A 22,955-nucleotide genomic window follows, 5' to 3' on the forward strand; every position below is an offset into this window, starting at 1 on the left:
GCGCCTGCGCAGAGGACGCCTGGTTCACCGAGGGACCAGTGACACTGCCAAGAGCTGGTGCCGTGCAATTGCCCCCCGATGGCCACCACGGGCTCCAGGTTCAAAATACGTCGTGACTTGATACGCAGGGTGTCCACTAAAACGGATCCTAGCGGTCCCCTGTGCCCCTTGGTCCGGGCCCTCAGTCCGGGAAGGCGACGTGGACGTCGCGGGGCGCCGGTGCGCCGACGCCGGACTCCACCAGCGCCTTGAGGCTCATCAGGTAGGTCGCCCACTTGGTGCTGCAGTGGTGCATGAACTCCACCGGCTCGCGCCAGCCCTCGTGGCGGAACAGCACGATCGTCCAGTCGCCGTCCTGGCGCAGCTCCCAGTCGATCGTCGTGCCGACCCATTCGTCGGGGCCGTCGACGACCCGCCAGGCGACGCGCGAGGACGGGACGGCGTCCACGACCTCCATGTCGAAGCCGCCCGGCGGGAACCGGAACTCGATGACGTCGCCGACGGCTGTCGACCCGGTCGTCGTCTCGGTCCACCAGCCGCTCAGGCCGTGCACGGTCGTGAGTGCCTCGTAGACGCGATCCGGGGTGGCGTGCTCGACGCCGATGCGGTGCAGGATGTCCACCATCGCGAGTGCTCCTCTCAGTTCCCGGCCCGGTCGGCCGACTTCTCGATCGCCTCGGCGATCTGCTTGATCCGCCGCAGCCGGGCGTCCCAGGCGGACCCCACGGACTGCAGCTGCGCGACGGCGGCGCCCAGCCGCTCGTCGTCGACCCGGTAGCGACGCTCGCGTCCCCGCGCGGTCGACCGCACCAGGCCGGCCCGGTCCAGGACGCCGAGGTGCTTGGCCACTGCCTGCCGGGTCACCGGCAGCTGGGCGCTCAGCGAGGTCGCGGTCCCCTCGTCGGCGAGCAGCAGGTCGAGCATCCGGCGGCGCGTCGGATCGCCGATGGCCGACCACAGGGCGTCGTCGACGGCCGTGGCGCTCACCGCCGCACCTCCACCGAGGCGGCGTACGCCGGCAGCCGCGCCAGGAAGTGGTCCCAGCCGGCCACGTGGTCGGCGTGGTGTGCGGCGGCAGTCGCGTCGTCCCACCCGCGCTCGTCGAACCCGGTCTCGGTCATCCGCAGCAGCGACCCGTCCCCGTCGGGCTCGATCTCGAACACGACGAGGAACGAGTTGCCGGGCCCGGCCGCGCTGCCCTCGGGCTGCGTCCACCGGAAGGAGAACAGCCGCCCGGGCTGGGCGTCGACGACCTGGAACCGCTCCCAAATCGTCTCCTCGCCCTGACGGAACCCGATCCGGCCCGCTCCCCCGGGCTCCATCGGGTAGTCGGCCTCGTCCGGCCACCACCGGCGGACGTGCGCGGGGTCGCTGACGACGTCGAAGACGACGGCCGGCGAGGCATCGATGTGGAGCCGGCGTTCGATCGAGGTGTGGGACATGGCACTCCTTCGTGCAACGTTCGGTTGCACGTCACCTTAGAACACCAGGGGCGCACGCGCAACCATTAGTTGCGACTGTGGTCCAGTCCGACCGGCAGGCCGTAGCCCGGTGGCCATCCCTCTCGTTGCCTCGGCACCACAGGTCAGCTCGAGCGGCCCACGAGGCCCGGTGCAAGGCGGTCGACATGTTCTGGATCCAGCGACGCGTCGCTCTCGGCGCGAGCCTCGCCCTCGGCGCGGCACTCCTCCTCGTGCCCGCGGCGGGCACCCACGACGCGGCCCGAGCCGCTGACCCCGGGGAGTCGACGCTCGGCGCTCCCCCGAGCGACTCCGCGACCCCGGTCACGCAGCGGGCGACCTGGACGGGCACGATCGCCGGCACCGGTGCCGTCGACCCGTCGGTGTGCGTCGACGGCGTCACCTGTGACTCCGAGACCCTGCACCTGACGATCCCCGCGGACTTCTGGAAGACCCACAGTGGTTCGCTCGCGGCCAAGATCGCCTGGACCGACGCGACCGCCGACCTCGACCTCTACGTGTACGACGCCGGCGGGGCGCTGGTCGCGCAGTCCGCCACCAGCGGCAGCACGAGCGAGGAGGTGACGCTCGGCCAGCTCGCCCCTGGCGACTACACGGTCACCGCCCTCAGCTTCACGGCACCGCCCGCGACGTCGTACGACGGCTCGGTCTCCCTCACCAGCCAGCAGCTGGTCAAGGCGATGACGCTGCCGGAGGACCGCGACACGCTCATGGACGAGCTGACCGTCCGCTACCCGCTGCGGATCGTCTTCGTCGGCCGCCGGCCGAGCGCCGAGCAGGTCGCCGAGCTGAAGAAGTGGGTGCCGACGCAGTACCAGCCGACGGTCGCCAACGTCGCGGGCGCCCCGAGCCCCGACGGCGTCCTGGGGACCACCTCCGGGCTCCTGAACTGGAACCGCGGCGCGTTCGCTCCCGGGCAGGACCCCGCCTTCCTCGGCACCCGGTTCCGCTACGACGTGCACGTCTACTCCGCCACCAAGGCCTACAGCCAGGCCCTGTTCGCGGTTGCGAAGAGCCACACCGCGCAGGACCAGACCTTCCACGACCCGACCATGACCACCCAGCTGGTCAAGTACGACCAGAGCTTCGGCAAGTACCGCCTCGTCGGCAAGCAGGGCACCGACTACCAGGTCAGCGACCCGAGCAAGGTGGACATGGTCGACGCGTATGCCGTCGAGGACTGGATGTGGCGCTCGCGCACCCAGAAGCAGTGGCGGTGTGCGTTCGTCGACCTCGAGACGAAGAAGTGCGCCAGCGCCCGGATCCTGCAGGACACCCCCGGCTACCACGATCCCTTCTACGACCGGAAGGGGCTGGACCTCGACCGGATGCCCGAGGGCGTCAACAAGGGCACCACCTACCTGTTCCTCGACACCTTCACGCCCGCCTGGACGGCGCAGGACTTCCGGCCGAACGCCTACCACACGTGGACGACCGACAAGGTCGTCAAGGGTCAGATCATCGCCAAGCCGGTCGCCGACGGCGGCTCCTGGAGGGTCACCGACCCCGACACCGGCGACTGGGCCGGTGTCGACTTCGCCCGCACCTGGGGCGGCCGCTACCGCTGGCACTTCTTCGACCTCGGCGCGGCTCCCAACAACTACGAGAGCGCCGCCTGGCTGGGCAAGGGCGTGGACGCGATGTCCAGTGACTTCCCGATGGGCGACCCGCCGGTCTGGCAGTACGACAACGACCCGCAGTGGCAGCAGGACCCGTGCCCCGCGAGCGTCAACAGCTACGTCGGCGACCCGACGCCGTGCACGATGATGCCGCGGCTGGCCCGCGACGTCTCGTACGGCCTGTTCTTCCGGTCCACGGCCGGGTACCTCTACCGCCCGATCCCCCAGGGCGACGTCTACTGGCTCGCCACCACCAACTTCACCGACTTCTACTCCCGCCCGCAGTGGGTGAACGGCGTCCCGGTCTCCGGGCCGTACGGCAGCTGGTGGACCGACCCGTCGAAGCTCTACAAGATCGACTCGGTCAAGGCCAGGACGCACGACGACACGCTGCGCTGGCTCTCCTCGGCGATGCCCTACGTGCGCTGGGTCGGTCGCAAGGGCGAGGTGATCCCGCTCTACGACCCGCGCACCGGCAAGAAGACCGGCACCCTGGACACCTCGCCGAAGTACGCCGACCTCCCCGCACCGGAGTACCACGTCCACCAGGGCGCCGCCGGCGTCGACCTGGTGCCCGAGCCCCTCTACGGCGGCCAGCACGTGATCAAGCACAACGCCGACGGCTCGACGATCGACCTCACCGAGTTCCAGAACCAGATCGAGAAGGCCAAGGCGTCCGGCCTGACCGGCGCGACCTACGACGACTCCGTCAACACCGACATCGTCCGCGACTACATCGACGCCCACCGCAGGGGCATGGCCGACGTCGTGCCCGGCCTGGGCACGGTGCCGTCGCTGAACATGACGTTCGAGAAGGCCTACACCTGGGCGCTGCCCGCGATCGTCGGCGGCATCGCGCTCGCCGGCGCGGACGGCAACGCGTGGGGCGTCTTCAACAACGTCAACGACCGGTTCAAGGCGTGCTCGGCCAACTACCCGGTCTACGACCCGACCAGGAACAAGGACGGCGACAAGGTGTCGCTCCTCCCCTGCACGCCAACCCAGGAGTCCGGCACCGGGTTCAGCTACACGATCGAGCACGAGGCAGCACACAACCTGGGCCTCTCCCACCCGCACGACGGGTCGTACGGCGTCGAGCGCTGCCCCGACGGTGACCCGAACGCGGGCAGGTGGGCCTGCTACTGGGCCGGGCTGGGCTGGGTCATGGACATCTCGGCCGCGCCGACGACGTACGCGATGGACTACCGCCCCTACGAGGTGGAGGACCAGGACCAGCTCCAGCGCGGCCACGTCGCGGAGTACCTGCTCGCCGGCCAGGAGGCCCTGAGCCGGCTGCTGGCCTCGGAGAGCGCCGCCGGCCGCACCACCCCCGACCAGCGGTTCGTCCGCCGCTACGCGGCCTTCAAGGCGGCCAAGGCGGTCGCCGTGCGGCTGTTCCGTCGCGGCGACTACCTCCACGCCGAGTACGCCGCGCGCAACGCCGCCCTCGCCGCCCGCGGCGTCCCGCAGACGGCGGCCACCACGATCAGCCCGCGGCTGGTCCAGGCCGGCCAGGTCTTCTACTGGCGCATCGACCCGCAGTCCACCGCCGGGCTCACCTACGGGCGACGGGATGGGTGACCGGCGCCGGCTCCTCGCGGCGCTGGCCCTCGTGGTCGGGGCCCTGACGGCCCTGGCCCCGTGCGCGCCGGCCGACGCGCACGCCACCGCGGTCGCCGCGTGGCCGGCCCCCGGCCAGGTCCTGACGACGGCACCGGACCGGCTGACCGTCGAGTTCAGCACCGAGGTCGAGCCGCAGCTGCAGCTCGCCGTCGTGGGGCCTGACGGCCGGACCCTGGCGGTCGGGCCGCCGGTCGTCGACGGCCGCTTCGTCACCCAGGAGCTGCGCCCCACCCGCCAGACCGGGGCGTTCGTCGCGGCGGTCCATGCCGTCGGGGTCGACCTGCACCCGGTCATCGCGCGGGTCGACTTCCGCGTGGACCCCGCTGCGACCGCCACCGTCAACCCGGCCGGCGACCCTCCGTCGCTCACCGTCGCCGCCACGCCGCCGGTGGACCGTGACGCCGGCCGCTCCCCCGTCCCGTGGCTCGTCCTGGGCGCCGCGGTGCTCGGCGCCGTCGCCGTGCTGCACCGGGTGGCGGCCCGACACCGGGTCCGGGCCACCGGATTGGGGGGCACGCCCTAGGCTCGGGCGCGTGGCCGCCGAATCCGCCAAGAAGCACCGTCCCTGGTGGCAGGAGACCATCCTGCTCCTGGTCATCGCCGTCGTGCTCGCGGTCGTCATCAAGACCTTCTTCGTGCAGGCGTTCTACATCCCCTCCCCCTCGATGGTCCCCGGGCTGGTGAAGAACGACCGGATCCTGGTCGAGAAGCCGTCCTACTGGTTCGGCGGGTCACCGCAACGCGGCGACGTCGTCGTGTTCTCCGACCCGGGCGGCTGGCTCAGCCCCGAGGAGGACGCGGGCCCCACCAACCCCCTCGCCAAGGTGATGACCCGGATCGGGCTGTACCCCAGCGGCGGCCATCTGGTGAAGCGCGTCATCGGCGTGGCCGGCGACACGATCACCTGCTGTGACAAGCAGGGGCGGATCTCGGTCAACGGCCAGCCGCTGGACGAGGACGAGTACGTCAACGACCCCAAGCGCAACCACTGCCGGGGGCCGATGGGACCCGGCAGGTGCAGCTGGACCGCCGGCCCGGTCCCACCGGGGCACATCTTCGTCATGGGTGACAACCGCACCGAGTCCGCCGACAGCAGCTACCACCTGTGCAACGCCGACGATCCGGGGTGCGACCCGGAGGCGGCGTACGTCGACACCGACCTGGTCGTGGGCCGGGTCTTCGCCGTGGTCTGGCCGCGCGACCACTGGGACCGGCTGCACCGTCCGGCGACCTTCGCCGACGTGCCGGACCCGCAGGGCTGAGCGCTGGCGTAGCGTCACCCCCATGTCCGACCCGCTGCCCGCGCCCACCCCCGACCGGGACCTGGACCGGATCGCCGCCGAGCGCGACCGGATCCGGGCGACGTACCTCTCCCCCACCGCCGAGCGGCCGCCGTCGTCGGCCCGCGGCCTGCACCACGTGGCGATCGTCTGCGCCGATGTCGAGCGGACGGTGCGCTTCTACCAGGAGCTGCTGGAGTTCCCGCTCACCGAGATCGTGGAGAACCGGGACTACGCCGGCTCCAACCACTTCTTCTTCGACATCGGCAACGGCAACCTGATCGCGTTCTTCGACTTCCCCGGGCTGGACGTGGGGCCGTACGCCGAGGTGCTCGGCGGGCTGCACCACCTCGCCATCAGCGTCGCGCCCGAGCGCTGGGAGGCGCTGCGCGCCAAGCTCGACGAGGCGGGGGTGGAGTACCTGCTGGAGAGCGGCACCTCGATCTACCTGCGCGACCCCGACGGCACCCGGGTCGAGCTCATCGCCGACCCGCTCGGGGCGATGTACGGCCTCGAGGTCCTGTAGCCGGCTGCCGAAGTACGACGTTTGGTCACCAACCGCAGGTCTGCGGCCCGAAATCGTGCGGTTGGTGACCAAACCGCGGACCTGTGGGCCCGCGGTCAGCGGCCGGCGATGTACGGCCTCGAGGTCCTGTAGCCGGCTGCCGAAAGTACGACGTTTGGTCACCAACCGCAGGTCTGCGCCCCGAAATCGTGCGGTTTGTGACCAAACCGCGGACCCGTGGGCCCGCGGTCAGCGGCCGGCGAGGTGCGGGACGACGTGGTCGCAGACCTGCTCGGTCCACCCGACCGGGTCGTCGGTGGGCGGCATCAGGGTGACCAGCGAGATCCCCAGGGCGGCGTACTGCTCCATGTCGCGCACGAACCCGTCGGGGTCCGCGGCCGGGTCGGGGCCGTCGACCCCGTTGACCATCGTCTTCTCGATCTCGTCGTAGTCGCGGCCCACCTCGTCGCAGTGCCGGCGCAGCACGTCGAGCTTGTGGCGCACCCCATCGACGTCGCTTCGGAAGATGTTGCAGGCGTCGGCGTACTGCGCGACCAGCCGCAGCGTCTTCCGCTCTCCGCCGCCGCCGATGAGGATCGGCGGGCGCGGCTGCTGCACCGGCGGTGGGACGCAGATGGTCTCGGCGAGCTGGAAGTGCTTGCCCGCGAAGGGCCCCTCGTCGTCGCTCCACATCTGCCGCACGATCTGCAGCGTCTCCTCGAGCCGCTCGAAGCGCTCGGCGGTCGGCGGGAAGGGGACGCCCATGCCGGCGTGCTCGCGGTCGTACCAGGCCGCGCCGATCCCGAGCATCGCGCGCCCGCCGGAGAGCACGTCGAGGGTCGTCACGATCTTGGCCAGCAGCCCCGGCCAGCGGTAGGTCGTGCCGGTGACCAGGAGCCCCAGCCGCATCTTCTCGGTCTGCGCCGCGAGGTAGCCCAGCGTCGTGTAGCCCTCCAGCATCGGCATCGGCGGGCCGCCGATCGCCTCCATCTGGAAGTAGTGGTCCATCACCGTGAACATGGCCGCGCCGCCCTGGTCGGCGACCCGAGCCGTGTCGGTCAGCCGCTCGGTGAGGCGGTGCTCCCAGTCGGGGTGGGTGAAGTTGGCGTAGTGGATGCCGATGCGCACGAGGTGAACCTACGCCCCCAGCCACAGCCAGCGGGCGCCGACGACCAGACAGCCCACGGTCAGCAGGAGGAACAGCAGGACCCACACCAGGCCGGGCAGCCCCGTCAGCCGCGCCAGCGTGTCCGCGTCGGAGTCGCGGGCCCGGCCCCTGCGGCGCAGCGCCTGCAGCTCGAGCACCGGCCGGGGCGCGGCCAGGAGGAGGAACCACACGCCGGCGTACGCCGCCAGCGACTGCACCTGGTCGCTCCCCCACCACGAGACGGCGGCGACCGCGGCCCCGGCGACCAGGACGACGTAGAGCCCGTAGAAGTTGCGGACCAGCAGCAGCAGGAGGCCCAGCAGGAGGACCGCGAGCCAGAGCACCGCGAGGGCGTGCCGCTCACGCAGGAGGAGCGCCCCGGCGAGCCCGAGGAGCGCCGGCCCCGGGTAGCCGGCGGCCGCGGTGAGGACCATGCCGGGGCCGGTCGGGCGGCCCTTCGAGACGGTCAGGCCCGAGGTGTCGGAGTGCAGCCGGATCCCGGAGAGCCGCCGCCCGGCCAGCAGCGCGGCGACGCCGTGGGCGCCCTCGTGGGCGATGGTGACGGCGTGCCGGGCGACCTGCCACGCCCGCGGCACGAGGACCACGGCCAGCGCCAAGAGGGCCGTCAGGAGCACGCCGCGCTCCCCCGGCGGCGCCTGCGCCGCGAGGACGTCACCCCAGATCCGATCCAGCACGTCGCAAGCGTGCCGCACGCGCGTCGTGGGTACGACGCCGCCATGAGCGACGAGAAGATGGACGCGATCCAGGCGGTGGTGGACCGGGTGTCGTCCTGGCAGGACGGCGCCACCGAGAGCACCGTCGAGGGCGAGCTGCGCGACGGGTTCGGCGAGGTCGGCGTGGACGTCTCCGACGACGACGTCCGCAAGCTGGCCGACGCGATCCAGGACGAGCACGGGGCGGTGTCGGCGCGCGAGGTGCTCTCCGCGTGAGCACGACCGACGCCGACGGCCTGCGGGACGGCTTCGACGACGCGAGCGTCGAGGCCGTCGGCAAGCTGTCGGAGGCCTTCGAGGTCATCGAGGACGCCCGCGGCAGCCTCTACCGCTTCCACCGACTCTCCGGCACCGCCGACTTCACCCTCGGCGAGGCGGTCGACCTGCTCCGCGACGCCGGCCACGCCGAGCTCGCCGACCGCGTCGAGCGCGAGCTGCTCGGGCGCAACGTGCTGCCGGGCATGTGGACCTTCCAGGTGGTCGAGCGCTACGACGACGGCTACTACTCGACCTTCCGGCGCCTCGTGACCGAGGCGCGCGAGCGGCTGACCGGGGGCGAGCGGCACACCTACGAGGCCCGTCTCAAGGACCAGCGGCGCACGGACGGCGAGCCCGGCCACGAGGCGACGCCGGCCGACGTCTGACCGTTCCTGGGTACGTTGGCCGCATGGCGGTCCCCACCTACACCCTCAATGACGGCACCTCCCTGCCCGCGGTTGGCTTCGGCACCTACCCGCTGACCGGGCCCGAGGGCACCGAGGCGGTCCGCAGCGCGATCCGGGTCGGCTACCGGCTCATCGACACCGCGGTCAACTACGGCAACGAGACGGAGGTCGGCGAGGCCATCCGCAGCAGCGGCGTGCCGCGTGACGAGCTCTGGGTGACCAGCAAGATCCCGGGCCGCCACCACGCGTACGACGACGCCGTGCGCAGCACGCACGAGTCACTCGAGCGGCTCGGCCTGGACCACCTCGACCTGCACCTCATCCACTGGCCCAACCCGAGCGTCGGCAGGTACGCCGAGGCGTGGCGCGCGCTCGTCGACCTGCGCGAGCAGGGGCTGGTGCGCTCGATCGGCGTCTCGAACTTCACCGAGGAGCACCTGACCCGCATCATCGACGAGACCGGGGTGACGCCGGCGGTCAACCAGGTCGAGCTGCACCCCTACTTCCCGCAGGTGCAGATGCGCGAGGTCCACGAGCGGCTCGGGATCCGCACCGAGTCCTGGAGCCCGCTGGGCAAGCGGCAGGCGCCGTTCCACGAGGCTCCGGTCGCGGACGCGGCGCAGCGGCACGGGGTGTCCCCCGGCCAGGTGATCCTGCGCTGGCAGGTCCAGCTCGGCGCGGTCCCGATCCCCAAGTCGGCGACGCCCGAACGCCAGCGCCAGAACCTCGACCTCTTCGGCTTCGAGCTGGACGACGACGAGGTCGCCGCGATCACGGCGCTCGGCAGGCAGGACGGACGCCTCTTCGGGGGCGACCCGGACACCCACGAGGAGATGTGACGACACCGGGCAGCGTGCCCACGCCGTACCTCCGCGTCGACACCGCCAGGCTGCGGGCCAACGTCGCCCGGGCGGCAGAGCGAGCGGCCGCCGCCAGGGTGGGCCTGCGGCCGCACGCCAAGACGCACAAGTGCGTGGAGGTCGCCCGGCTCCAGCTGGCCGCCGGCGCGGCCGGCCTGACCGTCGCGACCACCGGTGAGGCCGAGGTGTTCGCCGAGCACGGCGTGGAGGACCTTTTCGTCGCCTACCCGCTGTGGCCCGACGCGGGCGTCGCCCGGCGGCTGCGCAACCTCGCCGGCCGGGTCGACCTCGCGGTCGGAGTCGACTCGGTCGAGGGCGCGCATCGCCTCGGGTCCACGCTGGCGGGCGCCGGGCTCGCCGTCCTCGTCGAGGTGGACAGCGGGCAGCACCGCACCGGCGTGCCGCCGGCCGACGCCGGTGCGGTCGCGGCGGCGGCGGCCGAGGCAGGGCTGGCGGTCCGCGGTGTCTTCACCTTCCCCGGGCACGCCTACGCACCGGCGGCCGGCGCCACGGGCGCCGCCGACGAGGCAGCCGCGCTGGCCACGGCGGTCGCGTCCTTCCGCGACGCCGGCCTCGAGCCCGACGTCGTCAGCGGTGGCTCGACGCCGACCCTCGAGTCCAGCCTCGCCGGCCCCGGGGTCCTCACCGAGCTGCGTCCCGGCGTGTACGTCTTCGGCGACGCCCAGCAGTGGGAGCTGGGCTCGACCGGCCCCGAGGACGTCGCGCTCACGTGCCGGTCCACCGTGGTGAGCCACACCGGTGGTCGCGTGGTCCTCGACGCCGGCAGCAAGGTGCTGGGTGCCGATCGGCCGCCGTGGGCCAGCGGCTGGGGGCGGCTGCCGGCGTACCCCGCGGCCCGCGTCGTGCAGCTCGCCGAGCACCACGCCGTGGTCGACCTCGCGGGTGCCCCCCTGCCCCCGCTGGGCGCCCGGGTCGACGTGGTGCCCAACCACGTCTGCGCCGCGGTCAACCTGGCCGACGTGCTGTGGGCCGACGACACCGAGCCGTGGCCGGTGGCGGCCCGCGGACGCAACGGGTGACGCGGCCCCCTACGATCAGCGCCATGCCGCGCCGTGTCGCCCTGCCGCTGCTCCTCGTCCCCGCCGTCGCCCTGCTCGCGTCGTGCGGCAGCGACGGCTCGGACACCGCGACCGACACCGGCCCGTCCACGGGCTCGTCGGTGCGGACCGTGTCGTGCGACTACCCGAGCGGCGGGCAGGCCGCCAAGGACGTCGACCCGCCGTCGGCCGACGCCCCGGCGGAGGGGACCGTCGACGTCACCCTGCAGACCAGCGCCGGTGACATCCCCCTGACCCTCGACGCCGCGGCGACGCCGTGCGCGGTCAACTCCTTCGTCTCGTTGGCCGATCAGGGCTACTTCGACGACACGCAGTGCCACCGCCTCACCACGGCCGGGATCTTCGTGCTGCAGTGCGGCGACCCCACCGGGTCGGGAGCAGGCGGGCCCGGCTACTCCTTCCCCGACGAGCTGACGGGCAAGGAGACCTACCCCGCGGGCACGGTCGCGATGGCCAACGCCGGACCCGACACCAACGGCTCGCAGTTCTTCCTCGTGTACGACGACACCCAGCTCAGCCCCGACTACGACGTGATCGGCCACCTGGACCCCAGCGGCACCGCCGTCGTGAAGGAGGTCGCCGCCGGCGGCACGGACGACGCGAACGGCCCCGGCGACGGCCACCCCACCACCCCGGTCACCATCGACTCGGTCACCGTTTCCTGATGTCCCGCTCGTGATCGCCCCTACGATCGGCGCCATGCTGCGCCGCGCGGTCCTGCTGCTGGTCGCCGGTGCCTTCCTCGGCGCGGCGACCGGGTGCTCGGGCGGCTCGTCGGAGGAGCCGAGCGCCGGATCCAGCACCAGCCCCGGCCTCGCGCCGCCGACGTCGGGGCGCACCGTCCCGTGCGCGTACGCCACCGCCGGTCCGGGGTCCAAACCGGTGGAGCCGCCGCCGTCGCGGGCCCCGGCCCAGGGTGAGGTCACGGTCACCCTGAGCACCAGCGCCGGCGAGGTCCCGATCACCCTCGAGCGCGACCGCACCCCGTGCGCGGTGAACTCCTTCGTCTCCCTGGCCCAGCAGGGCTTCTTCGACGACACGCCCTGCCACCGCCTCACCACCCAGAAGACCTTCTTCCTGCAGTGCGGCGACCCGTGGGGCTCGGGCTTCGGCGGCCCCGGCTACACCTTCCGCGACGAGCTCACCGGCAAGGAGAGCTACCCGGCCGGCACCGTCGCGATGGCCAACAACGGTCCCGACAGCAACGGCTCCCAGTTCTACCTCGTCTACGAGGACTCCCCGCTGCCCGCGGACTACGACGTGATCGGGCACATGGACCGCACCGGCGTCGAGACCGTCATCAAGGTGGCCTCCACCGGCACCGACAACGTCCTGGGGGCCGGCGACGGACACCCCACCACGCCGGTCACCATCGACTCGGTCACGGTCTCCTGACCGCGGCGCCGCTCTGCTAGAGCGGGAAGGACGCCCCGGTCAGCTCCTCCGAGCGCAGCCACAGGGCCTTGGCGAGCTCGGGGTCGGTCGCCTTCTGGCTCCGGCCGACGCCGGTGGGCCAGCCGCGCATCTCCAGGAACCCCCCGGGGCCGATGAAGGTGTTGCCGGGCACGTCCATGGTGGCCGCGTACAGCGTGGTCAGGGCCCCCTGCCACGGCGGCATGCCGAACAACGGGTGGCCCCAGGAGCCGACCCAGGTCTTGACCCGGCTGCCGGTGTTGGCGGTGATCCCGGTCGCGGTCGAGCCCGGGTGGGCCCCGGTCGCCCGCAGCGTCGAGCCGGCCGCGGTGAGCCGGCGCTGCAGCTCGGCCAGGAACAGTAGGTTCGCCAGCTTGGACGCGCCGTAGGCGGCGTACGGCTTGTAGGGCCGCCGCTCCCAGGCGAGGTCGGTGAGGTCGAGGTCCGCGTGCCGGTGTGAGTCGCTCGACACGACCACGACCCGGTCCGTCAGCCGGGGCAGCAGCAGGTTGGTGAGGGCGAAGTGACCCAGGTGGTTCGTCGCGAGGTGGGTCTCGAAGCCGTCGACCGTCAGCGCGCGCGGGACGGCCAGGACGCCGGCGTTGTTCACGAGCACGTCGACCGCACCGACCTCGTCGGCGAACTCCCGCACGCTGGACAGGTCGGCGACGTCGAGCCGCCGGACCTCGACCGGCGCGGACCTCGGGCCCGCGACGGCGGCGGCGGCGGCCGCACCCTTCTCGACGTTGCGGACCGCGAGGACGACCTCGGCCCCCGCCGCGGCCAGCGCCCTGGCGGTCTCGAGCCCGAGACCGCCGCTGGCGCCGGTGACGACGAACCGGCGCCCGTCCTGGCGAGGTACGGCGTCCCAGCGGTCCGGGCGGTGGCGCGGCATCGGCGGCTCAGGCCTCGACGTAGTCGACGGGCGCGCCCAGCTGGACCGTCCGGCCCACGGTGCACAGCCGGTCGCGGGACTGGGCGATCGATCGCGGCAGCGCCTCGCGGGCTCGGTCCCCGTCCTCGCCCTCGGGGAAGCGGACCTCGAAGGTGAGCCGCAGGTCGACGAGGTGGTTGCCGCCCTCGTCGCGCACCTTCTCGCCCTCTGCCACCACCGCGAAGGCCGTCGCCTCGGCTCGCTTGCCGGTGATCAGGTCGACGTCGATCGCGCTGCACCCGGCCAGGGCGGCCAGCAGCAGCTCGACCGGCGTGAAGTCGGGGTCGTCGCCGGAGCCGATCGCCACGACGCCGCCGCGCGCGTTGGTCGCCTTGTAGCGCCCGGCACCGATCTTGGTCAGGTCGATGCGGCGGTGCGCGTGGCCCTCGGCCGATCCGGCGGGCGTGACGGGCAGGTCGGGCGTGGTCATGGGCACAGCGTGCCAGACCCGCGACACGCCCGGGATCGGTGGCGGCCTTGTCTCGTCACCGGTCATCGGCAACGGTGGACAGGGTCCGCAACCGCAACCCGGAAGGCGAGCCATGCTCACCCTCACCGAGAACGCCAGCGCGATCGTCAACGAGATCACCGCCCAGCAAGGACTCGCCGACACGGCGGGCCTGCGCATCACCACCGAGTCCGCCGCGCCCGCCACCACCTCCGCCGGACCGGACGGGACCGCCGCAGCGGAGCCGGCCTTCGCCGTCTCCGCCGCGCTCCAGGGAGAGCCGGGCGACCAGGTCGTCGAGCAGGGTGGTGCGACGGTCTACCTCGACGCCGCGGCCGCGGAGCTGCTCGACGACAAGGTCCTCGACGCCGCCGTGGACCCGTCGGGGAAGGTGGAGTTCGCCCTCGGCCTCCAGGCCTGACCCGAGGGGCCGGCCGGTACCCGGCCGGGCACGGATCTGCCGAAATATCGGACTAGACCGGTCTTGCTGTGTGATCCTGCTCGCATGGCGAGTCCCCCGTTCGTCCCTCGGTCGTCCGTGCCCGGTCGGGTCCCCCACGGCCACGCACCGACGCCACGGGGCTAGCGCCCGATGCGCGCTCCGGTCGCCGTGCTCCTCGCCGTGGCGGCGCTGGTCGTCGCCCCAACCACGCCTGCGTCCGCCGCGGCTCGACCGCACGTGCCGGGCACCGGGGTCGTCGCCCTCGACTGGGGTGACCTGGACAAGACACCCGACGCGGCCGCCGGCGACTACGTCGTCATGCAGTCGTGGGAGTACCCCCGGATCCCGGCGTACCGCGCGGCCCACCCGCACGTCCGGATCCTCATGTACAAGGACGTGTCGGCGACCGTCGACCGGCCGCACGAGACGGGCCTCTACCCGACGGGGGTCTCCTACGCCGACGCCGACCAGCACCACCCGGAGTGGTTCCTCACCGACGCGCACGGGACCCGGCTGGAGTGGGCCGACTACCCCGGCCTCCACCCGATGGACGTCGGCAACCGTGGCTACCAGCGGGCGTGGCTGCGCGGGGTGCTGCGGGAGCTGCGCGCGCACGACTGGGACGGCGTGGTCCTCGACGACACCCTGACGTCGCTGAGCCACCCGGTGGTCGACGACCTGCGGTCCACCCGGATCCCCGACGACGCCACCATGTACCGCGCCACGCAGTCGTTCCTCTCGCGGGTCGGCCCGGGCCTGATGGCGGCCGGCTTCCTGGCCATCTCCAACGTCACCGTCCAGTGGAACACCTGGTCCTCGGTGCTGTCGGCCTGGGCGCCGTACGTCAGCGGCTGGGAGGACGAGTACTTCGTCAAGTGGGGCCAGGACACCGGCAGCCGGTTCGTCGGCGCGGACTGGGAGTGGAAGATGCGGCTCGCGGCCTGGTGTGCCGCGCACCGGGTGCCCCTGCTCGCGGTCACCTACAGCAGCGCGTCGGACGCCGCTGCCCAGACCTACCACCGGGCGACCTGGCTGCTCACGTGGAACGGCAGGACCGGCGCGAGCGTCTTCGTGCCCTCCGAGCTCCGGGCGAGCCACTGGCAGCCGCGGGCCACCGTCGACCTCGGCCGGCCGGCTGGGCCCCGGGTCCGGCACGCCGACGGCACCTGGACCCGCCGGTACGCCGGTGGGCTGGTCGTGGTGAACCCGGGGGCGACCAGCCGGTTGGTGGCCCTGGAGCGCGACTACGCCCGGCTGGACGGCACCCGCGTCCGCGAGCTCCGCCTCGGCCCGGCCTCGGCGGCCCTGCTGCGCCGACTTCCCCGCGCCGGCTGAGTTCACGCTCGCCGGGCGCCGGGCTCAGGGCAGCGTGCCCGGCACGCAGCACGCCGGCAGGTCGAACCAGCGCAGGTGCTCGAAGTCGGCGCTGACGTTGCCCGGGTGGGAGGCCAGGTCGGGTCCGTCGGCCGCCGCGAGGATCGCGGCACCGTCGCGGAGGTGCTCGGCGAGCAGCTCCTCTCCCCCGGTCGCGTCGTTGGCGGGCATCGAGACCCGCCCGCCGGCGTACGACACGTCGCGCAGACTCAGTGGCGGCGTCACCAACCCGTCGCGGTGCCGCCAGCGCCCGGTCGCCGGGTCGAACCGGTAGTCGCCGAGCAGCCGCCAGCCGTCCCGGGCGACGAGGCGGAGGGCCTCCACGAGGTAGTCGACCACCTGGTCGGAGACGAAGTAGTTGACGTTGACCCGCACCCAGCCGGGCTTGATGCCTTCACACCCGCCGGTGATCTCGCGCTCGAACTCGTGCGAGCGCTCGATGTCGATCCCGAGCAGCCGGTGGCCGTACGGCCCGGCGCACGAGCACCCGCCGCGCGACTGGATGCCGAACAGGTCGTTGAGCAGCGCCACGACGTAGTTGTGGTGCAGGTAGCGCCCGGACGGCGAGCGGACCACGAACGAGATGATCGACAGGCGCTGCGCGTCGAGGTTGCCGAGCAGCTCGATCGCCGGCTCCGACTGCCAGGCGCGGACGGCGTGGCGCAGGTGCCGCTCCTCCTGCTCGCGGATGGTGGCGGTGCCCACCGCCTGCTTGAGCTGGAAGACCAGGCCCGCCCGGATCGACTCGATGATCGCCGGGGTGCCACCCTCCTCGCGCTGGGTGGGGTCGGCCAGGTAGGAGTGGTCGTCGTCGTTGACGTAGGCGACGGTCCCGCCGCCGGGCACGTCGGGAACCCGGTTGGCGAACAGCTCGCGGCGCGCGACGAGCAGCCCCGGGGTCGAGGGACCGCCGATGAACTTGTGCGGGGAGATGAAGACCGCGTCCTTGTAGGACAGGGGCCGGCCCTCGAGCGCCGGCATCGTGACGTCGACGTACGGCGCCGCGGCCGCGAAGTCCCAGAAGCTCAGCGCGCCGTGCGCGTGCAGCAGCTCGGCGATCGCCGCGGTGTCGGAGACGATCCCGGTCACGTTCGACGCGGCCGAGAAGGAGCCGATCTTGAGCGGCCGCTCGGCGTGCTTCTCCAGCTGCTCGCGCAGGTCCTCCTGGTCGACGCCACCGTCCGCGTCCTGGCGGATCGTGACGACGTCGGCGACCGACTCGCGCCACGGGATCTCGTTGGAGTGGTGCTCATAGGGGCCGATGAACACCACCGGTCGCTGGACGGCCGGGATGTGCTCGGCAAGCGCGTAGGCATCGTCGAGGACGGACGGGATGCGCAGGCCCAGGACGCCGATCAGCTTCGCGATCGCGCCGGTCGACCCGGACCCGGCGAACAGCACGACCGTCTGGTCGTCGCCACCGACCGCGTCCCGGATGATCGCCCGCGCCTCCTCGCGCAGCCGGGTGGTCTGCAGCCCGGTGCCGCTGGACTCGGTGTGCGTGTTGGCGTAGCCGGGCAGGACCTGGTCGCGGATGAAGTCCTCGATGAACGTCAGGGCGCGGCCCGACGCCGTGTAGTCGGCGTACGTCACCCGGCGCCGCCCGTACGGCGTCACCATGACGTGGTCCTCGCCGATCACGGACGCCCGGATCAGCGCGAGCAGCCGCTGCTTGTCGTCCTCCACGGCCCCACCCTAGGCCCGCGCCGGGCGGGACGCTCGGGCGCGTCACCGCACGACGGCGCTGCCCATCACCCGGCCTCGCACCACGCCGTTGACCGGTCCCACCACGGTCTGGACGGTGCGCGGCACGCCCGCACCGCGACCCACGGCGCCGCCACCGGCGGCCCGGCCCTCCCGCGTGAGGGAGATCTGGAGCTGGTCGTTGCGGACCTGGGCGGCCAGCCACTCCTGCACCCCGGCCACGGTGCGCGGCATCCGGCCCGGGTCGACCTGCCGTCCACCGACCACCATGAGGCCCGCGACCTGGCCCGAGAAGCCGGCCGGCACCGCCAGGTGCGCCCCGACGATCCGGGTGGAGTCCGCGCTGGTGAGGGTCACCCGAGCGGTCAGGTTCGAGCCGGCGCGGGCCACCAGGGAGGACCGTCGCGTCACCTGGACCCAGGCGCCGCCCTGACGGACCTCGACCTTGCTGATGGCGTAGGAGCGCGCCGGGTCGGTCAGCGTGCCGTCGATCGAGATCGAGTCGATCGCGATGCCCGGGACGTGGGCGAGGCCGTAGACCAGGTCCCCGAGCGAGAAGCCCACCTCGCCGGCGAGGTCTGAGGACGTGTAGCGGTTGCCCGAGGAGAGCGTGAACGGCACGTCGTCCCCGTCGGTGCCGGCCACGGACCAGGCGACGACCTCGGTGCCCTTCGCCGCGCCGTCGACCACGGCGACGTGGTCGGCCGCGACGCCGAAGAGCGTGCTGTAGGCCATCGTGTCCGGGCTGCGGTCGGCGATGTGCGTGATGCCTGTGCGGGACCGGGCACCGTGGGTCAGGCCGACCGTCAGCTCAGCCGTGTCGGGAAGCGGACCGAGCGTGCCGGCGATGCCGGCGAGCCGGTCGTCGGTGATGGTGCCCACGGGCGGCGCCAGGTTGGCGACCTTGAACCCGGCGACCATGTCCTCCTGGATGTAGACCGCGTCGGCCGGGTGCAGGCCCAGCGTCGCGTCGCCGCTCCAGTTCATCGGGTGGCCGAAGCCGACGACCCGGTCACCGCAGACCGAGGTGACGGTCCCGATGCCTGCCATCGTCACGTCGCCGTAGGTCATCGAGGCGCCCAGGTTGCCGCCGGCGACGATGTCGGTCTCGTCGGCGACCGCGGCCGAGGCCCGTCCGGCCGCGTGCGCCGAGCGCGTCGCCCACCGGTGGTCGGCGGCGTGCCGGTCCAGCCGCGCCAGCGCGGCCGCGCCGACACCGGCGACGCCCACCGGCATCGGCAGCTCCTCGAAGCCCTGGGCCGCCTGTCGCACCGAGACGTCGCTGTGGCGCGCGATCTGCCGCGCCGCCACGGGCCCGACCGGGACGCGGGGGCGCGCTGCGCCCAGGAGGTCGTCCATCTTCTCGAACGGCGTCACTCCGGCGACCGGCGAGGGCCCGGTGGCCAGCCCGTAGGCGACCGCACCGATCAGCCGACCGTCCTCGGCATACACCGGGGACCCGGACATGCCCTGCCAGATGCCGACCTTGTCGATCTCGTCGGACTTCAGGCGCACCATCACCATGTCGACGTCCGGGGCGATGCCGTCCTCGACGACGCCGAGGACCTTGCCCGTGAACGGCTCGGGGTCGGTGCCGTGGGTGACCGTCGACCCGTGCACGAGGTCGTCGGCGTGCACCTCGGCCACGGGGAAGGCGACCGCGCAGTCGCCGCCGGGGTCGGCGGACGCCGCCGGCGCCGCACCGGTGCCGAGCGTGGCGGCGGCGAGCCCCGCGAGCGTCGTGGCCGCGAGCAGCGCGCGGACGCGCCGACTGGTGGTGACCGACCTGGTCGTGGCTGACATGGAGCTCCCCCGTTCCCGAGTGGGGCGGACCTCGCCCTCAGTCCTGGACGCTAGGACGCCGCACCGACGGTCGTCCTGCGACCCGGCGACCGTTACCGAACCGAGACCCCCAGGGGACCCCGCTCAGCGACATAGGGTGGCCGAGTGACCCATCCCTACCGGAGCCTCCAGCAGGCGGAGGCCGTCGCGCGCGCGGACCTCATCACCGTCGAGGAGTACGACGTCCGGCTCGACCTGGCCGCCGACGAGCGCACGTTCGGCTCGGTGACGACCATCCGGTTCCGCAGCGCGGGCGGACCGACGTTCGTGGACCTCAAGCCGGTCTCGGTCCGATCCATCCGCCTCGACGGTCGGCCCGTCGACCCGGGGCTGCTCGACCGCGGCCGGCTCCCGGTCGACACCGCCGAGGGCGAGCACGAGCTCGTCGTCGACGCCGTCATGCCGTTCCGCAACGACGGCGAGGGCCTGCACCGCAGCGTCGACCCGGCGGACGGGCGGCACTACGTCTACGGCATGAACTTCATGGAGGCCGCCCCCACGGTCTACGCGTGCTTCGACCAGCCGGACCTCAAGGCGCCGTACACCTTCCACGTGACGGCGCCGGCGGACTGGGTCGTCATCGGCAACGCCTCGGCCCGCAACCCCGAGCCCGGCGTGTGGGAGCTCGAGCGCACGAAGCCGCTGTCGACGTACTTCGTCACCCTGGTCGCCGGGCCGTACCACGTGCTCCGCGACGAGCACGACGGCATCCCCCTCGGCCTGTCCGCGCGGGCCAGCCTGGCGGCGGACCTCGACGCCGATGCCGACGAGCTGTTCACCCTCACCCGGCAGTGCTTCGACGAGATGCACCGGCTCTTCGGGATCCGGTACCCGTTCGGGGACTACCACCAGGCGTTCGTCCCGGAGTTCAACGCCGGGGCGATGGAGAACCCGGGCTGCGTGACCTTCCGCGACCCGCTGGTCTTCTCCAGCCGGGTCACCCGGGGCATGCGGATCCAGCGCGCCACCACCCTGGCGCACGAGATGGCGCACCAGTGGTTCGGTGACATCGTCACCCCGCGCTGGTGGGACGACCTGTGGCTCAACGAGTCGTTCGCGGAGTACCTCGGAGTCCGGGTGACCGCGGACGTCACGGAGTACGACGACGCCTGGACCGACAACGCCTACGACCGCCGGATGTGGGGTCTCGCGACCGACCAGGGCCCCAGCACGCACCCGGTCGCGGGCAACGGGGCGGCGAGCGCCGGGGCCGCGTTGCAGGACTTCGACGGCATCTCCTATTCCAAGGGGTCCAGCTGCCTCAAGCAGCTCGCCGCCGCGGTCGGCGACGACGTGTTCTTCGGCGGTGTCGTCGACCACCTGACCCGGCACCGGTTCGGCAACGCCACCATGCACGACCTCTTCGGGTCGTGGGAGCGTGCCGGGGCGGGCGACCTGTCGTCGTTCACGTCCCAGTGGCTGCGCACCGCCGGCGCCGACACGCTCGCGCTCGACCGCGCGGCGGGCGTGGTGCGCCGGAGCGCACCACCGGCCCACCCGGCCGACCGGGCCCATACGTTCCGCGCCGCTCTCGCCGTCGACGGCCGGTGGCTGGACCGGCCGGTCCGGGTCGACGGACCGGCGACGCCGTTCGACGTGCCGCCCGGCGCGGCGGTGGTGCTCGACGCGTACGACGAGTCGTGGGCCGTCGTCCACCCCGACGAGGTGACCGTCGCGGAGCTGCCGGCCCTGCTGCCGGCCGTGACGGACGACCGGTTGCGCGCGGGCATCTGGAACGGCCTGCGCGGCGCGCTGCACGACGCCGCCGTCGACCCCCGCGCGGTCCTCGACGCGGTGGTGGCGAGCCTCCCGGTCGAGGACACCGAGGACACCCGGCGCCGCACCCTGACCTGGGTGCTCGGGACCGTCGTGCCGCTGGCCGGTCCTGGCGCGCTGGACAGGGTCCACGGCGCCGCGCTCGCCAAGCTCGACGCGTTGGGCCCCGGCTCGGAGCGCCAGCTCGCCGCGTTCCGCACCGCGATCAGCTCCGCCTCCGAGCCCGAGCGCCTGCGGGACTGGCTCGTCGCGCCGCCGGACGGGATCGCGGTGGACCTCGACCTGCGCTGGCGGATCCTGGTGCGGCTGGCCACGCTCGGCGCCACCGACGCCGGCGAGCTCCAGGCCGCGCTGGACGCCGAGCCGACCGGCAGCTCGCGCGTCGAGCACACCCGCGCGGTCGCCTCGCTGCCCGACCCGGAGGCCAAGGAGTGGGCGTGGGACCGCTTCACCGGCAAGGCCGACGTCCCCAACTACGAGATCGAGGCCGCCGGGAACGGGATGTGGCGCGGCGGGCAGGACACGCTGACGGCGCCGTACGTCGACCGCTACTTCGCCGACCTCCCGGCGACGGTCTCGGTCCGCTCGGGCTGGGTGCTCGCCGACGCGACCGAGTTCTTCTTCCCGCGGACCTCGCTCACCGACGAGACGCTGCGCCGCACCCGCGAGCTCGCCACCGACGACGACCTCGACCCGGCGGTGCGGCGTCGGCTCGCCGACCAGGCGGACGTGCTGGCCCGCATGCTCGCCGTGCGCGCGAGGTACCCGCAGCCGTGACCCTGCTCCCGCCCGACCGCGCGCGCCGTCCCGGACCGACGGTCCGGACCCGGGTGCACGAGCTCGCCGCCGGCAGCGACCGGCAGCGCGAGGACCGGGTGGTGACCGAGGAGCCGCTGGAGATCCGGCTCGCCTGGCCGGGGGCCCCGGCCCGGCGGGTGTGGGTCACCATGCGGACCCCCGGCCACGACTTCGAGCTCGCGGCGGGCTGGCTCGTCCACGAGGGGCTCGCCGCCCCGGCCTCGGTCCACGGGGTGGCCTACTGCACCGACGCCGCCCTCACGCCAGAGCAGCAGTTCAACGTCGTCACCGTGACCCTGGACCGTCCGCCGCTGCGCGACCCGGGGCACCGGCACGACGGCGCCGGGTCGTCGGCCTGCGGCGTCTGCGGCAAGGACAGCGTCGCGGCCTCCCTCGACGCCCCCCGCGGTCCCCGCTGGGTCGGGCCGCTCCCGGACCCGGAGGTCGTGCGCAGCCTCCCGGGCCTGCTGCGCGCCGAGCAGCCGGTCTTCGCCCGCACCGGCGGCGTGCACGCCGCCGGCCTGGCGACGGCCGACGGCTGCCTCGTGGTCGTGCGCGAGGACGTCGGCCGGCACAACGCCGTCGACAAGGTCACCGGCGCCCGGGTCCTCTCCGGCACCGCACCGGCCGAGGCGTGCCTGGTCGTCAGCGGCCGGGCCGGGTTCGAGCTGGTGCAGAAGGCCGTCGCCGCCGGCACCGGCTCCCTGGTCGCCGTCGGCGCCCCCACCTCGCTCTCCGTCCGGCTGGCCGCCGACGCCGGCCTGGTCCTCTACGGCTTCACCTCGGCCGACCGCTGCGTCCGCTTCGCCTGAACCCGCCGGCTCCGCCAGCCCGCCCGCCGGCGCCGAAAAGTGTGTCGTTTGGTCACCAACCGCAGGTCCCGGGCCCGAAAACCTGCGGATTGTGACCAATCCCCGCACGTTCCGGCCAGCCGCCACCGATCCCCCGACCTGCCAGGCCGAGTGCGGGAGGATCACGTCGATTGGTCACCAACCGCAGGTCCCGGGCCCGAAAACCTGCGGATTGTGACCAATCCCCGCACGTTCCGGCCAGCCGCCGCCGATCCCCCGATCTGCCAGGCCGAGTGCGGGAGAATCACGTCGATTGGTCACCAACCGCAGGTCCCGGGCCCAAAAACATGCGGATTGTGACCAATCCCCGCATGTTCTGGGCCGACCGCGGCCGCTGCTCCGGCGTGCCGGGGCGGCGGTGTCGGTGCGGGCTCCTAGCG

The 22,955-nt window shown here is 73.1% G+C and carries 23 protein-coding genes; 14 read left to right on the forward strand and 9 right to left on the reverse strand.

Features of this window, described 5'->3' with window-relative positions:
• Window positions 1-181: 181 nt before the first annotated feature.
• The 3 genes from ACILRH_RS17925 to ACILRH_RS17935 are packed head-to-tail and all read right to left on the reverse strand — an operon-like array spanning window position 182 to window position 1,442.
• Window positions 182-625, reverse strand: coding sequence for an SRPBCC domain-containing protein (locus tag ACILRH_RS17925; protein ID WP_395695419.1), 444 nt, complete (start codon window positions 623-625; stop codon window positions 182-184).
• A 14-nt stretch (window positions 626-639) separates the two neighbouring features.
• Window positions 640-987 (reverse strand): ArsR/SmtB family transcription factor, encoded by a 348-nt coding sequence (locus ACILRH_RS17930; RefSeq protein WP_395695420.1) that lies wholly within the window; start codon window positions 985-987, stop codon window positions 640-642.
• Complete coding sequence (locus tag ACILRH_RS17935; RefSeq protein ID WP_395695421.1) at window positions 984-1,442, reverse strand: SRPBCC domain-containing protein; 459 nt, start codon at window positions 1,440-1,442, stop codon at window positions 984-986. Before ACILRH_RS17935 ends, ACILRH_RS17930 begins: the two co-directional genes overlap by 4 nt.
• A 185-nt stretch (window positions 1,443-1,627) precedes the next feature.
• Here ACILRH_RS17935 and ACILRH_RS17940 point away from each other — a divergent pair, with 185 nt between their 5' ends.
• The 4 genes from ACILRH_RS17940 to ACILRH_RS17955 are packed head-to-tail and all read left to right on the forward strand — an operon-like array spanning window position 1,628 to window position 6,529.
• Window positions 1,628-4,681 carry a hypothetical protein gene (locus ACILRH_RS17940; RefSeq protein ID WP_395695422.1) on the forward strand — a complete coding sequence of 1,018 codons (3,054 nt, stop codon included), beginning with the start codon at window positions 1,628-1,630 and terminating at the stop codon, window positions 4,679-4,681.
• Entirely contained in the window at window positions 4,674-5,246 is a 573-nt protein-coding gene (locus tag ACILRH_RS17945; RefSeq protein ID WP_395695423.1) for a copper resistance protein CopC, read from the forward strand. The genes ACILRH_RS17940 and ACILRH_RS17945 overlap by 8 nt, the downstream gene beginning before the upstream one ends.
• A 10-nt stretch (window positions 5,247-5,256) precedes the next feature.
• Window positions 5,257-5,985, forward strand: coding sequence for a signal peptidase I (gene lepB, locus ACILRH_RS17950; protein ID WP_395695424.1), 729 nt, complete (start codon window positions 5,257-5,259; stop codon window positions 5,983-5,985).
• Between the two features lie 22 nt (window positions 5,986-6,007).
• The gene (locus tag ACILRH_RS17955; protein ID WP_395695425.1) at window positions 6,008-6,529 is read left to right on the forward strand and encodes a VOC family protein; all 522 of its coding nucleotides are present in this window, start codon (window positions 6,008-6,010) and stop codon (window positions 6,527-6,529) included.
• Window positions 6,530-6,757: 228 nt separating this feature from the next.
• Here the strand turns inward: ACILRH_RS17955 and ACILRH_RS17960 are convergent, their stop codons facing one another.
• Entirely contained in the window at window positions 6,758-7,636 is an 879-nt protein-coding gene (locus ACILRH_RS17960; RefSeq protein ID WP_395695426.1) for an LLM class F420-dependent oxidoreductase, read from the reverse strand.
• A gap of 9 nt (window positions 7,637-7,645) precedes the next feature.
• Window positions 7,646-8,350, reverse strand: coding sequence for a M50 family metallopeptidase (locus ACILRH_RS17965; RefSeq protein ID WP_395695427.1), 705 nt, complete (start codon window positions 8,348-8,350; stop codon window positions 7,646-7,648).
• 42 nt (window positions 8,351-8,392) lie between these two features.
• Between ACILRH_RS17965 and ACILRH_RS17970 the strand changes: the two genes are divergently transcribed.
• Genes ACILRH_RS17970 through ACILRH_RS17995 form a run of 6 tightly spaced genes read left to right on the forward strand, consistent with a single transcriptional unit; the run spans window position 8,393 to window position 12,388 of the window.
• Complete coding sequence (locus ACILRH_RS17970) at window positions 8,393-8,605, forward strand: hypothetical protein (protein WP_395695428.1); 213 nt, start codon at window positions 8,393-8,395, stop codon at window positions 8,603-8,605.
• Window positions 8,602-9,033, forward strand: coding sequence for a hypothetical protein (locus ACILRH_RS17975; RefSeq protein ID WP_395695429.1), 432 nt, complete (start codon window positions 8,602-8,604; stop codon window positions 9,031-9,033). Before ACILRH_RS17970 ends, ACILRH_RS17975 begins: the two co-directional genes overlap by 4 nt.
• Window positions 9,034-9,056: 23 nt before the next feature.
• Entirely contained in the window at window positions 9,057-9,893 is an 837-nt protein-coding gene (locus tag ACILRH_RS17980) for an aldo/keto reductase (RefSeq protein WP_395695430.1), read from the forward strand.
• Window positions 9,890-10,954 carry an alanine racemase gene (locus tag ACILRH_RS17985; RefSeq protein ID WP_395695431.1) on the forward strand — a complete coding sequence of 355 codons (1,065 nt, stop codon included), beginning with the start codon at window positions 9,890-9,892 and terminating at the stop codon, window positions 10,952-10,954. Before ACILRH_RS17980 ends, ACILRH_RS17985 begins: the two co-directional genes overlap by 4 nt.
• A gap of 23 nt (window positions 10,955-10,977) precedes the next feature.
• On the forward strand, window positions 10,978-11,658 hold the full coding sequence (locus tag ACILRH_RS17990) for a peptidylprolyl isomerase (protein WP_395695432.1): 681 nt from the start codon (window positions 10,978-10,980) through the stop codon (window positions 11,656-11,658).
• Window positions 11,659-11,692: 34 nt separating this feature from the next.
• Window positions 11,693-12,388, forward strand: coding sequence for a peptidylprolyl isomerase (locus ACILRH_RS17995; protein ID WP_395695433.1), 696 nt, complete (start codon window positions 11,693-11,695; stop codon window positions 12,386-12,388).
• A gap of 16 nt (window positions 12,389-12,404) precedes the next feature.
• Here ACILRH_RS17995 and ACILRH_RS18000 read toward each other — a convergent pair whose 3' ends face one another.
• Together ACILRH_RS18000 and ACILRH_RS18005 are read right to left on the reverse strand one after the other, a co-directional pair.
• On the reverse strand, window positions 12,405-13,301 hold the full coding sequence (locus ACILRH_RS18000) for an oxidoreductase (protein ID WP_395695434.1): 897 nt from the start codon (window positions 13,299-13,301) through the stop codon (window positions 12,405-12,407).
• Between the two features lie 7 nt (window positions 13,302-13,308).
• Window positions 13,309-13,770 (reverse strand): OsmC family protein, encoded by a 462-nt coding sequence (locus ACILRH_RS18005; RefSeq protein ID WP_395695435.1) that lies wholly within the window; start codon window positions 13,768-13,770, stop codon window positions 13,309-13,311.
• 112 nt (window positions 13,771-13,882) lie between these two features.
• On the opposite strand from ACILRH_RS18005, the gene ACILRH_RS18010 reads away from it, so the two are divergent.
• Together ACILRH_RS18010 and ACILRH_RS18015 are read left to right on the forward strand one after the other, a co-directional pair.
• The gene (locus tag ACILRH_RS18010; RefSeq protein WP_395695436.1) at window positions 13,883-14,209 is read left to right on the forward strand and encodes a Fe-S cluster assembly protein HesB; all 327 of its coding nucleotides are present in this window, start codon (window positions 13,883-13,885) and stop codon (window positions 14,207-14,209) included.
• 171 nt (window positions 14,210-14,380) lie between these two features.
• Complete coding sequence (locus ACILRH_RS18015) at window positions 14,381-15,565, forward strand: putative glycoside hydrolase (RefSeq protein ID WP_395695437.1); 1,185 nt, start codon at window positions 14,381-14,383, stop codon at window positions 15,563-15,565.
• 24 nt (window positions 15,566-15,589) lie between these two features.
• Here the strand turns inward: ACILRH_RS18015 and ACILRH_RS18020 are convergent, their stop codons facing one another.
• Both ACILRH_RS18020 and ACILRH_RS18025 read right to left on the reverse strand, forming a co-directional pair.
• Complete coding sequence (locus ACILRH_RS18020) at window positions 15,590-17,290, reverse strand: aminotransferase class V-fold PLP-dependent enzyme (protein ID WP_395695438.1); 1,701 nt, start codon at window positions 17,288-17,290, stop codon at window positions 15,590-15,592.
• 42 nt (window positions 17,291-17,332) lie between these two features.
• Complete coding sequence (locus tag ACILRH_RS18025; protein WP_395695439.1) at window positions 17,333-19,111, reverse strand: hypothetical protein; 1,779 nt, start codon at window positions 19,109-19,111, stop codon at window positions 17,333-17,335.
• A 144-nt stretch (window positions 19,112-19,255) separates the two neighbouring features.
• On the opposite strand from ACILRH_RS18025, the gene pepN reads away from it, so the two are divergent.
• Complete coding sequence (gene pepN, locus ACILRH_RS18030; protein ID WP_395695440.1) at window positions 19,256-21,703, forward strand: aminopeptidase N; 2,448 nt, start codon at window positions 19,256-19,258, stop codon at window positions 21,701-21,703.
• Complete coding sequence (locus ACILRH_RS18035) at window positions 21,700-22,536, forward strand: formate dehydrogenase accessory sulfurtransferase FdhD (RefSeq protein ID WP_395695441.1); 837 nt, start codon at window positions 21,700-21,702, stop codon at window positions 22,534-22,536. Before pepN ends, ACILRH_RS18035 begins: the two co-directional genes overlap by 4 nt.
• Window positions 22,537-22,955: the final 419 nt, after the last annotated feature.

It is taken from the genome of Nocardioides sp., from assembly GCF_044226765.1.
GTDB lineage: Bacteria > Actinomycetota > Actinomycetes > Propionibacteriales > Nocardioidaceae > Nocardioides.